Source organism: Paenibacillus dauci (assembly GCF_000971985.1).
Classification (GTDB): domain Bacteria; phylum Bacillota; class Bacilli; order Paenibacillales; family Paenibacillaceae; genus Saccharibacillus; species Saccharibacillus dauci.
Genome location: NZ_KQ040799.1, coordinates 1 through 12446, shown reverse-complemented (window position 1 = coordinate 12446; position 12446 = coordinate 1). Strand labels below are relative to the sequence as shown.

General features: G+C 43.9%; 11 protein-coding genes, 1 pseudogene and 1 riboswitch. Of the genes and pseudogenes, 10 read left to right on the top strand and 2 right to left on the bottom strand.

All coding sequences use genetic code 11. From position 1 onward, the window contains the following. The first annotated feature begins 141 nt into the window (after positions 1–141). From WH46_RS03540 to WH46_RS03530, 3 genes are all read left to right on the top strand, one after another. Complete coding sequence (locus WH46_RS03540; RefSeq protein ID WP_017812702.1) at positions 142–588, top strand: DUF3290 domain-containing protein; 447 nt, start codon at positions 142–144, stop codon at positions 586–588. Positions 589–620: 32 nt separating this feature from the next. Next, a complete protein-coding gene (locus WH46_RS03535; RefSeq protein WP_017812703.1) occupies positions 621–1259 on the top strand; it encodes a DUF421 domain-containing protein in 639 nt (212 codons plus the stop codon). Positions 1260–1599: 340 nt separating this feature from the next. Continuing rightward, the gene (locus WH46_RS03530) at positions 1600–1956 is read left to right on the top strand and encodes a nucleotide excision repair endonuclease (protein WP_017812704.1); all 357 of its coding nucleotides are present in this window, start codon (positions 1600–1602) and stop codon (positions 1954–1956) included. Between the two features lie 231 nt (positions 1957–2187). On the opposite strand, the gene rluF is transcribed toward WH46_RS03530, so the two are convergent. After that, entirely contained in the window at positions 2188–2895 is a 708-nt protein-coding gene (rluF, locus tag WH46_RS03525; protein ID WP_017812705.1) for a 23S rRNA pseudouridine(2604) synthase RluF, read from the bottom strand. A gap of 458 nt (positions 2896–3353) precedes the next feature. Here rluF and WH46_RS03520 point away from each other — a divergent pair, with 458 nt between their 5' ends. The 7 genes and pseudogenes from WH46_RS03520 to WH46_RS03495 all read left to right on the top strand — a co-directional run bounded on the left by WH46_RS03520 (position 3354) and on the right by WH46_RS03495 (position 10161). Continuing rightward, positions 3354–3953: a DUF1349 domain-containing protein gene (locus tag WH46_RS03520; RefSeq protein WP_046225770.1), complete on the top strand. Its 600-nt coding sequence runs from the start codon at positions 3354–3356 to the stop codon at positions 3951–3953. 33 nt (positions 3954–3986) lie between these two features. Beyond that, positions 3987–4355: a hypothetical protein gene (locus WH46_RS03515; RefSeq protein ID WP_017812707.1), complete on the top strand. Its 369-nt coding sequence runs from the start codon at positions 3987–3989 to the stop codon at positions 4353–4355. Positions 4356–4923: 568 nt separating this feature from the next. Beyond that, the gene (locus tag WH46_RS03510) at positions 4924–5772 is read left to right on the top strand and encodes a helix-turn-helix domain-containing protein (protein ID WP_046225769.1); all 849 of its coding nucleotides are present in this window, start codon (positions 4924–4926) and stop codon (positions 5770–5772) included. A gap of 235 nt (positions 5773–6007) precedes the next feature. Then, positions 6008–7054, top strand: a pseudogene (locus tag WH46_RS03505) (chitinase); the annotation flags it as partial. Then, positions 7049–7252, top strand: coding sequence for a carbohydrate-binding protein (locus WH46_RS24470; RefSeq protein WP_269430597.1), 204 nt, complete (start codon positions 7049–7051; stop codon positions 7250–7252). The pseudogene WH46_RS03505 and the gene WH46_RS24470, both read left to right, overlap by 6 nt. 42 nt (positions 7253–7294) lie before the next feature. Further along, on the top strand, positions 7295–8080 hold the full coding sequence (locus tag WH46_RS03500) for a lytic polysaccharide monooxygenase (RefSeq protein ID WP_046225768.1): 786 nt from the start codon (positions 7295–7297) through the stop codon (positions 8078–8080). Positions 8081–8507: 427 nt separating this feature from the next. Beyond that, positions 8508–8607, top strand: a riboswitch (purine riboswitch). A 162-nt stretch (positions 8608–8769) separates the two neighbouring features. Then, entirely contained in the window at positions 8770–10161 is a 1392-nt protein-coding gene (locus WH46_RS03495; protein WP_046225767.1) for an NCS2 family permease, read from the top strand. Between the two features lie 485 nt (positions 10162–10646). On the opposite strand, the gene WH46_RS03490 is transcribed toward WH46_RS03495, so the two are convergent. Continuing rightward, positions 10647–11660 (bottom strand): hypothetical protein, encoded by a 1014-nt coding sequence (locus WH46_RS03490; protein ID WP_046225766.1) that lies wholly within the window; start codon positions 11658–11660, stop codon positions 10647–10649. Positions 11661–12446 lie beyond the last annotated feature (786 nt).

The window sequence follows — 12446 nt, the reverse complement described above, 5'->3', positions numbered from 1 at the left end:
ATATAGAATCCATGCTAGCTAAGCAGCAATAATATAGAACAGCAAATGTTACGCTATACTTCTGATTTCAGAGGTATGCACTATATATTGATAGATATGAATAAGATGTATTCAAATTTAACCTATAAAAGGAGACCCAGGATGAACTTCTACACGATCACCTACCTGGAAGGGCAATCCACCATCAATCTCTATCTAAAATATATCTTTATCTTCGTTGCCCTGATCATTCTACTCATTGTATTTTCACTCTACCTGCGCCACCGGATCCAGACCAAATACCGCGATCTTAGCATCATTTTGCTGCTGGTGATTGTCTTCCTGATCGGTGTGCAGTACTCCGACTACACCCGGGACCAGAGTACGTATTCCAAATATTCTCAGATGGTACAATTTATGCACCAGATGGCCAAGGATCAGCAGCTGGACGAGACAACCCTTAGCGTCAATGCCACAACTCTCAGCGATGGCATTATTCTCAAAGCGCAGGATAAATACTATACGGTCCATTTCACCTCGGATATGAACGCTTATACTCTTCAGGATGTATATCTGGTAAATCCCCATATCCAGTTGATCGACAAATAAAAGACGAATTCGAAAGGAGAGAAAGCTGATAGATGGACACTTATTATCCAGTCATGATCAAGCTGGCACTCGGGATTCTATGTCTGATTTTCCAGATTAATCTGATGGGCAAAGGCAACCTGGCACCCACTTCGGCGATGGATCAGGTACAGAATTATGTGCTCGGCGGCATTATTGGCGGTGTGATCTATAACGAAGCAGTCACACCGCTGCAATTTTTCCTCGTCCTGATTATCTGGACCCTGCTCGTATTTATTATCAAATTTCTCAAAGAACACAATCGTTATGTCAAACGTGTTGTCGACGGTAGACCGGTTACCCTAGTCGTCAATGGTAGTGTCGAAGTCGGTGCTTGTCTGCGCTGCGGCATGTCTGCCAATGAACTTATGTTCAAATTACGCTCTGCCGGCATTTACGAGATCAATCATGTCAAACGAGCGATCATGGAGCAGAACGGACAGCTCACTATCATCCAGTACGGCGACGAGAATATCCGTTACCCGATTATCGTCGACGGTCAGGCTAACCAGGATGTACTGGATTTGATCGACAAAGACATTCACTGGCTCGAAGCCCAGATCAAGCAGCGTAAGTACAATAGTTTGTCCGATATCTACCTCGGCGAATACATCTCCGGCGAACTCCGTCTGCATGGCTACAGTAAACAGTGAGCAGGTTATGTACAATTAGCCAGTGATCGAGCCAGCTCATGCTGCATCAACCATGTAGCGCAGGAAAGGGAATAGGACAAAGGACGACCTTTAAGGCTGGAGATCATCTGTTACTAATCAAAATTCATGATCTCCAGCCTTAACCGAAGGACGTGTCCTATCCCTTTTCGGAGCGATTGCCGCAAGCACAACCCATCTCTTATTCGTTGACAATAAACACCCCATCCCAATTGTTCGAATAGAGAAACATTTTATACACGGATATTTCAATCGATGATATCAATCCCGCCCTATTTATGGTAGGATGAACACCTATATTGAATAAGGAAGTGAACCGCAATTGATCCAGATTACCATTCCTACGCCTAACGTATCGATTACTAAACAGATTAATCCAGAACTTAGCCATATCTACGGATTTACCGATTTTCACCTGATCTCCCGCGAAGTAGGCGGCATCTACATGTTCTACAACAAACAAGATGAACTGCTGTTTGTCGGTAAAGCCCGCAAACTCAGACCACGCATCAAAAAGCACTTTGAAGATACCGTTTCTCCAATCAAAGATCACCGTGACGAGGTTACCCGTATCGACGTATGTATTGTGGAAGACCCAACTGAACGCGAGATTTACGAGACGTATATCATCAACAGTCTCCAAGCCAAGTACAATGTAGATAAAGTCTTTTATAAATAAGATCGCAGTCACAGACTCCGTTCGTGAAGAGTTCTGTTCTGCATCACGTTAACTGCCATGGTGTGTCTCTCGACATTTCCATAGGGTATATATCTATAAGAAGTGCCTACACGGTATGTCCGAACAAGAATAAATACACATCAAAAAAGCTGCTCCTGTTACCGGAAGCAGCTTTTTGCGTTGTTCATTTTGCAGATACTTTTTGGAAATAAAGTAGCATCCAACATCGAATTAGTGTGATTTTGGCGTATAATCCAGATCGCGGAACAGCTGATCCAGCTCGGCAGGAGTCAGATCGCGCCATTGACCGATCGACAGATTGCCCAGGTGAATATTCATGATCCGGGTACGGCGCAGTCCATGAACTTCATAACCAAGCGCCGAACACATACGGCGGATCTGGCGATTCAGCCCCTGAGTCAGGATAATTTTGAATACATATTTGGACTGTTGGGTGACTTTGCATGGCAGGGTAACCGTATCCAGAATCTCGACGCCCGATGCCATTTTATTAAGGAATGCCTGAGTGATTGGTCGATCCACTGTCACGATATATTCTTTTTCATGTTTGTTCTCGGCGCGCAGGATCTCATTGACGATATCCCCGTCATTGGTGAGCAGAATCAGCCCATCCGAGTCTTTATCCAGACGTCCAATATGGAAAATACGCAGCGGATGATTAACAAAATCCACGATATTCCCTTTGATATGACGCTCTGTTGTGCTCGTAATGCCTACAGGCTTGTTCAGCGCAATATATACATTTTCCTGTTCTACCTTGATTGGCTTGCCATCTACTCGTACATCGTCTCCGGCTTCGACCTGGCTGCCCAGTTCTGCCACGGCACCATTGATCGTTACCCGGCCTTCATTGATCCATTTGTCTGCTCCCCGGCGGGAAGTAATGCCGGATTCGCTAATATATTTATTGATTCGCACGTATCGCACACCTTTAACTCTTTTTTTGGACAAACAGCAATTCGCTGATTCCAGTCTATATCTAAGATACTCTTTTTACCGCTTTTTTGAAAGGTTATCCCGCTCAAAAGGCGTTACGTTTTCTTTATTAGACATCTTATCAGTATTCTTATAGATTCAGATAGGTTTAGAGAAAAGGAAGCTGTCTAGGCACACACTATTCCCATACGTTGATTGGGTAGTCTGTTCCGCGGTTAATCTACACAGGGATTCAAGTCTACGGATTAACCAAGACTGGCGCTGAATATAAGCACTATACGAATGTAAATGACAAGCCAGAATCAACCAGAGAAAGTGAGAGAATATTTTCACGTACAAATACGCGGTTAATCTGGTAATATACACAGTGATAGCGTTTTCGTGATTGTATGGAGATATGTATTTCTGTAAGAGTAATTTCTTTTAAATGAGGTGATGGTATGCAGTATATTCCGCATCATATAGATCGTCTGCAGGAGATGTTCCCACCGGAGCACAAGGTGGTAGAACAGGACCATCTGCTGCTGCGCAGTCGGCCGGATACAGATTTCTGGATGAGAACCTATTATGGGTTTGAACGATATAACGGGCATGTACTATATGATGAGATCAAGGGCAATTTCGAAGCAGTCGCCGAGCTGCAGATGCATCCCCAGCGGACATATGACCAATCCGGTATTTTTATCGGGATCGATTCGGCTAACTGGATCAAGACATCGATCGAGTATATTCCGGATGAACCTTCGCATCTGGGCGTAGTCGTAACCCAGCGGAGTTATTCGGACTGGTCCACTCGCAATATGGATAGCAGCATTTTCGAGCAGCGTCTGTCATTCCGGGTAAGACGGGAAGGTAATGATTTTTTTGTTTACTTTCGTACGGGAAGTGCCAGTGTAGCCGGGGATTGGGAGCAGCTGCGTATGACCCATCTGGATTGTCCGCCGGGACAACCGCTGCAGGTAGGCATCTATTCGGCGAGTCCGATGGATAAGGGATTTGATACAGTCTTTTACCATTTCGAGATTCAGAATGTGGATTAATAACGAACGCCGATTGGCAAAGAGGTGACAAGTATGGACCCTATGACGCTTGTCGTCAGCTGTATTCTGCTATTTATTGTATTCATACTGGCAGGTATCGTTCTGCCTGCATTGCAGAAGCGTCAGAACCCGGTCGAGCGTATTATCCAGGATGGTTATACGGCGCGTGGACGCATTCTGAATGTAGAACCTACCGGTAAATACGAGATGGGTCAGCCGGAGCTGCGGCTGGATCTGCGAATCGAGAAGCCCACCCAGCTACCGTTCGATACAGCAGTAATTGTAACTGTATATACGATCCACCGACCGCGGTTTCAGGAAGGCAGTATGGTGAATGTCAAAGTACTCGAAAATCGCAAAGGCAGACATATCGCTGTGAAAGGTACCATGGATTATCCTTGATACGAAGAACATAAGCAGTGAATCATGGTGTACAGTCAGCATGCTACAACACACTAGATTAGCAATCTGTAGATTTCTAAGTATCCATTTATCACAAATTATTTTGATAGGACCACAAAACCGTCTGAGATCACATAGGCGGTTTTTGTTATGTATAGTGATCTTATTTCTCCAGCGTATACATCCTCCAATTCTATCCTCGTCATTGCCCTGACTAGAAAAAGCTACTCTTACAAACAAGAATAACGAAAATCACACTTGGAATAATACTGAATTAAGTCTTTTGCCTATATGTAAACGCTCTTTCCATATTGTTATTTATATAACAATAACGATAAATATGAGTGTTTATTCATATATTATTTTTCGGATATATACTGGTTTATAAGTCTATATATAATGATAACGAATCTGGAAATACCACATATACATCTTTAATGTTATACATACAGTCACGATAAAACCCGCAGAATTCCACCTTATCTACGTACTTTTACACATTATCCCCATCTGCTGCTGCATATAACATAGAGAGGAGACAATCTATCGGCAAAGGAGATGAATAACAATGGATCTCATCGGCGACAGTGCGCTTGATTATCGCTATATCGGTCAACGTATCCGCGAAGTACGACAGCAGCGTGGCATGACCCAGCAGCAGCTGGCACTCGGTATTTGCAACCAGTCCCAGATTAGCCGGATTGAGAAAGGAGTGGAATCCGTCTCGGCAGATATTCTGTACCGTATTGCCCGCAAGTGCGGTGTCGATGTACGTATATTCTATGATATGGCTCAGGACCAGATCAGCGAAATGCAGACCATCCGCAAAAATATTACCTATCTGCATCGCCAGCAGATGTATCCGGAACTGATCGATTATATTGAGCACTGCCAGATGGAGGAGACGGAACGTCCATCCATAATTGATCAGCAATTTATTCTTTGTCAAAAAGGATACGCTTATCTGCAGCTGGGCCAGATTTCGCATGGATTTCAGATGATACAGCAAGCGCTGCAGCTGACCTATCATACGGATCGTCTGCCTGCTCTCCATGAAGTTGAAGTGATTCTTGCAATGGCTTCCGGATATGCACTTCAGGGTCATCTTCGATCCTGTATCAGTTGGCTGCACAAATGTCGTCAGGCTCTTCATCAATACAGTGAATTGGATTATCGCTTTCCCCAGGTGTTTTATTGTCTGGCGAGAGCATATAATGCCAGCGAAGATTACCGGCTGGCGATTGAATATGCGTCCCAGGGAATACGTTACTGCGAAGATCATCGATTTTGTCATCGTCTGGAAGGGCTCTATTATGAGTGTGGATACAGTTATGAGCAGCTTGGGCAAACGGACAAAGCCCAGCGCTGTTACGCTAAATTCCGCATGTTAAGTGAGCTATTTTGCCTTCCAGAGTAGATAAAGGATAGGAAATGGAAGAATATGCGCATACGAGTTGACGTCCTTCATGACTTCGTCTCCAAATATGCGGATATACATAAGTTTTTCATCGTTTAAACATTATAATGAATGATGTAACCAACATCATGATGGAGGAAAGAGGAGGGATACATAACAGCAGATTTACGGGGGAACAGGTGTCTTGATGTCAGCGATTTTACGATCACATACTATCACTGAAGGAGTGCATACAATGACCGTAATACGTACACGTAAATTAGGCAAATGGCTTCTGGCAGGTGTAATGACCTGCTCCATGCTGGGAATGGCCGCTCCAAGCGGATATGCAGCAGAAGATAGTGCTGCTGCCATGCCAAGTATTGCTGGCAAGAAAGTTATGGTAGGGTACTGGCAGAACTGGTCTTCTTCCAAAGGGGATGGATATGCCGGTGGTTCTTCCCGTACGATTCAGCTGAGTGAATCTCCAGCTGCCTATAATGTGGTAACGGTAGCTTTTATGACCGGATCGGGTATTCCGACGTTTAAGCCGGAGAATATTTCAGATGCAGCATTCCGCCAGCAGGTGGGTACACTGAATGCCAGAGGTACAGCGGTGATTCTGTCACTGGGCGGTGCAGATGCACATGTTCAATTGAGTGCAGGGCAGGAACAGGCATTTGCGAATGAAATCATTCGTCTAGTCGATATGTACGGATTTGATGGACTGGATATTGATCTGGAGCAGAATGCCATTAAGGCAGGAGCCAATACGACGGTTATTCCAGCTGCTCTCAAGATCGTCAAAGACCATTACAAAGCACAAGGCAAAACTTTCCTCATTACGATGGCACCGGAATTTCCTTACTTAAAGCCAGGTGGTGCGTATGAGCCGTATCTGACCAGTCTGGCAGGGTATTACGATTACATTGCTCCCCAGCTGTATAACCAGGCAGGTGACGGACTCTGGGTCGATGAAGTGAATAAGTGGGTATCCCAGAATTCGGATGCGGACAAGTACAACTTCCTCTATTATATGTCGGATTCATTGATCCATGGTACACGGGGTTTCCTGCAGATTCCGGCGAATAAACTGGTGTTGGGTCTCCCAGCTAATGCAGATGGTGCAGGTAACGGAGAAGTCAAAGATCCTCAGGTCGTATACAAAGTGTTCACTGATCTGGCAGCCAAAGGTCAGCCGCTCAAAGGTGTGATGACCTGGTCGATTAACTGGGATCTGGGCAGTAACGCTGCAGGAAACCCTTACAATCAAAAGTTCTCTCAATCCTATAACAATCTGATTTATGGTAGCGTTACCAATCCTCCTAATCCACAACCTGATCCACAGCCGCAGCCGGAACAACCAGGTGCCAAAGCATGGAGTGCTTCCGCGATCTACCTGGGTGGAGACACTGTAAGCTACAACGGTAAGACGTACAAAGCAAGATGGTGGACTACCGGAGAGACACCGGGACAGGCAGAAGTCTGGCAGCTCGTCTAAATAACAGTACGATCCAATACCATATAATTTGGAGGGAATACAATGAAATTGAGAAAAACCCTGACCGCCGTTGTTGCAGCAAGTACTTGCATGATGATTCTGAGTACGTCAGTCTTTGCTCATGGATATATTTCACAGCCGGCCAGCCGCGCTTACAAGGGTTCCAATGCTGTTGGTCTGAATACCAATGTAGGTAGCGCCCAATATGAACCACAAAGTATTGAAGCACCCAAAGGCTTCCCGAACGCAGGTCCTATAGATGGCAAAATTGCCAGTGGCGCATTAGCCGGATTCTCTCCACTCGATGATCAGACCGCTACCCGCTGGCACAAGACCGATATCAAAACAGGAGCACTGAACATCACCTGGAACCTGACTGCCCAGCATGCGACAACCGGCTGGCAGTATTACATGACCAAGCCAGGCTGGAATCCTAACCAACCACTGACACGCAGCTCGCTGGAACGAATCGCCTATATTGATGACAAAGGAGCCAAGCCAGCCAAGACGGTGTCCCATACTATCAATGTGCCATCCGATCGTAACGGTTACCATGTCATTCTCGGCGTATGGGATATCTACGATACAGGCAATGCCTTTTACCAGGTAATTGATGTGAATGTAAATGGACAGGGAGGAACTACACCGACAGAACCGGATCCTCAGGAACCGGGCGATCCGTCCGCTAATGCTTGGAGTCCGACAGCAATCTATGTAGGTGGTGATCTGGTCAGTCATGAAGGACGTACGTACAAAGCCAGATGGTGGACATCCGGCGAGACTCCAGGAGCTTCCGAAGTATGGGAACTGCAGGGCAAATTGCAGTAATACGTTCTAAGCTGCCGTATGCAGTGATCCTTTTCCATAAGTGGACATGGTAAGGTCTGGGATTCTGATCCGGATCCATATACCATTTGTTTGCAAGTACACTTGATTGTTCTATTGTTCTATTGTTCTATCCGCCCGTTTTGTCTTTCATGTGGAATACACAATAGTATTCTAATCATGGAAAAACAAAGCGGGCTTTGTGCTGCATTTTTCTGATGGTTTCCAAAAAAGTAACGCAGTATTCATTACCAAAATAATCATACGTTTTCCTGTTTTTAGTGGAAAATATTATTGCCGAACAATATGCATACGCTTGCAAATCAATATTCGTATTTTTAGATTGACAACGATATTATCGTCCCCTAGAATGTAACCAGTAAAGCAATTCTTCTACAAAAACAACATGAAACGCGGATGTATTATAAAGTATTCGACATATTAACATATTCGTATAATCCTGCGAATTGGCGCAGGAGTCTCTACGTGATCACCGGAATGATCTCTCTACGGAATTTGGTAACTGTCAGCGTTCTTTTGGTTTGTCTTTTATTACAGTGAATTTTCACTTTAATAGTGGATAAGCAAAAGGAACGTTTAGTTACTGACCCATGAGACCCCGATGAGCATCAATACCATCGGGGTTTTTGTCGTTTTCTTTATTTATTTCCAAGAGGGGGAAAAGTATAACAATGGAGCGTTTCTTTAAACTGCGGGAGCATGGCACGAATGTCAAAACAGAGCTGATCGCGGGTCTGACTACCTTTATTACCATGGCGTATATCTTGTTCGTTAACAACTTGTTTCTTGGACCGGATGGAGCAGGCATTCCAGCACAGGGCGTATTTTTCGCAACAGCTGTAGGTGCAGGTCTGGTAACGATCCTGATGGGATTGTTCGCCAATATTCCGGTAGCACTGGCACCAGGAATGGGGCTTAATGCGTACTTCATGACTGTTGTACTGGGTTCCAACGGTATGATTACCTGGCAGGCAGCTCTTGGAGCCGTATTCCTGTCCGGTATTATCTTTATCATTCTGACGATTACACGAGTAAGGCAGCTACTGCTGGTCGCTGTTCCACAGTCGATCAAAATGGCAATTACAGTCGGGATCGGATTGTTTGTTACGATTGTCGGTCTGAAGCTGGGGAATGTTATTTCTGTATCGGCTACCGTAACCGGAATTACAGATGTGAGCCAGTTGGCAAGTCCAGTTACGGTTAGAGGCAGTAACTTCCAGCTGGCATTGGGTGATTTTGTTCATAACAAAGATACGTTGCTGTCGCTGATCGGTCTGTTCGTTATTGGTGTTCTGATGGTTATGCGTATTCGCGGAGCACTGTTGATTGGTATTATTGTGCTGACACTGATCGGAATTCCGATGGGTCTGACGGATGTAAGTTCCTTGTCTCATGCAGAGTGGCTTCCTTCATTTGATAATCTGGCTGTCGGTCAGCTGGATATTAAGGGCGCGGTTGGTCTCGGACTGTTCGAGATTGTCTTTATCTTTACGTTTGTAGAGCTGTTTGATACATTCGGTACGCTTGTAGGTACAGCAGAGCGTGCAGGTCTGTTCAAGAATCGCAAAGAAGGCGAGAAAAAAGTCAGCAAAGCCATGCTTGTTGATGCAGTTGGTGTCAGTGCAGGTGCCGTGCTGGGTACGAGTACAATTACTTCTTATGTAGAAAGTACTTCTGGTGTTGCAGCAGGTGGACGTACAGGTCTGACAGCAGTAACGACAGGTGTTCTGTTTATCCTGGCGCTGTTTATTGCTCCGCTGGCGCTTATGGTTCCTTCGGCAGCTACAGCTCCGGCGCTCGTTATCGTGGGTGTACTGATGATGAGCCAGGTCCGTCATATTGTATGGGATGACTTTATGCAGGCTTTTCCGGCCTTCCTGACCATTATTTTTATGCCATTTACCAATGGTATTGCAAATGGTATCTCTGCGGGTATCGTTGCTTATGTAATTTTGGGATTCTTCTGCAATGTCTTTACAGGTCACAAAGTAAAAGTACATTGGCTGATATGGATTCTGGCTGTTATCGTAATTTGCCGTTATATATTCCTTGGTTCCGAATAAGTCGGAAGCTGCGCATTATAATAGATCGTTACGAGCAAGAAACCTTCACGGATTGATCCATTTCTTGTTGAACAGTTTTTATATTATTAAAAAAGCCGCCCTTCTTATGTTACCAACATACAGAAGGGCGGCTTTTTTGATTTTGAAAACAGGCTATATCGTCAGAATCCTCTACAATCGCAGCATTACCAACTCCAATACGTTCAACATATTTATAAAGCGAACGACTTATTAAATGACTTGCTAGACGAAGAAACTCAGAGTAAGCGATCTTTGCATGAACAAACATTAAACAAATAAAGTCCAAATAGACTATTTCTAAATGAACAAACGCTAGATAAACCAATACTATGAACGACTCCGAATGAACGAACCACAAATGAACGAACCTTAAATGAACGAACCCTAGGCTTAATCCGTATTTACTTAGCGCGATAAGTATCACTCAACTGCTTATGAATATATACAATACAAACAGCCCATCATCAGCCCAATCGAATAATGCGTCGATAATGCATATATCCGATCAGTTCCGTCCACTCCAGTGCATCCTCATATAAATTCCGGTAATACGTTGCAACCGGCAGATAACCCAGAACAATACCGAGCCCGCCGCATATTCCCGCTCCGCCATCTCCACCTTTTGCGCGAATATGATCGCCCTCGACCGTCAGCTCAACCTGATAAGGATCACCGAGAAAGCAAATTCCAAAGACATTTGGCAATTCCAGATGATACAACTGCTTCTTACTGCTATTTTCTGACCCATGGTTAGAGCTGCTATCATCCAGATTACCAAAGTGCTTCACATTCATCGTATAGTCAAAGCTGTCTCCCCAGGGAAATAGCTTTCGACTCCCGCCACCATAGAGATATTCCCACTCGTCTTCATTAAGTATGGAAAAAGAAGGCTGCAGATGCTCTACAGACCAGTCTTCGAATTGCTCTGTCTCATCAAACAGATAAATACGAATCTGCTCGCCTTCACGCTCAAGCCGATAATCTTCATAAACTTCGTAACTATTCAGCCCGGATTCTTCAAAAGAATGCAGTTCTGCAATAATCTCTGCATCCTCTTCAGGGTCTAGGTCAGCCAGAGTGACTTCGATCCATCCGATCGATTGGGGATATCGCTCTACCATCATAGGGGCGATCGTTACTTCACGTACCGGAGACATCAATGTATTTAACAATTCATCTGCCTCGGATAAAGTACGTTCTATTTCCACCATTGCTTCAGCCAGATCTTCGCGAGTTCGTGCATCCATTTGTCCCATACCATTATTCCAGCCCAGAGTAACCGTGTCCCCCGGTACAAATACAAACTCTTTCCCTTTGTAATTATAAATGCCAGTTACAAATTGCTGTCCATATCGTTCAAAGCGCTGTAGATGCTCCAAAGTAAATCCTTCCGGCAAGGTAGACAACAGATGGTACAAAGCCTCTTCCTGCTCCTGTTCACTCATCGCCTGCCAAATAGGACGTGTCAAAGAATGCATAAATGATCCTCCTCAATTGCAAAGTAGTAGACTATGTTGTACTTGTAGAACTTTTAATATAACGAAATACACAAAGGACGAAAAATACCATGCTTAAACCGGTCTCGTTATAACACGTTTCAAAATTCATATAGCAGAGAGAATAAAATGGCTATCTCTGAATAAAAAGCTTCACCAACACCAGATTGTTTCTTCATCATATATGGATGTGATCCATAATCAAATCATTGTACACGAGTAGGGTAAAGAAAATCGAACAGACTCATCCAAGTCAGCATCATTTACGATCTATATAATCTATATATGAGACTAAAATCTATATCTTATAGAAGAAAGGGATAAAAGAATGTCAAAACGTTAGTATAGAGATGTAATAAAATAGAATGACAGATCCGCTCTAGATGTAGATCTAGAAGATAGAGAATTACAGTCCAAAAAGAATAGAAGTGAGAGCGGATATGCAATCAAAGTTCCAAATAAGTAGCGTATTTAGCTGGTGTGATTGTAATATAGAAAGTAGAATGTATTTACTCTTTCATTATATAGCCTATAATAAAGATTCATTGGAATAATAATTGATTCAAGTAGTCCGAAATTAATTTAAAAAAGTAGTTGCATCTAAATTGCTGGCATGCTATACTCTAATTCCGGCCAAGAAATAGCCGGTTATCATCATAAACAACAGTACATTAGTGCTGAAGCGTCATTCAAAACTTCTTCAAAAAAAGATGTTGACAGAATGGTTGCTAACATGATAAGATATAAAAGTTGTCACCGAGAGATACG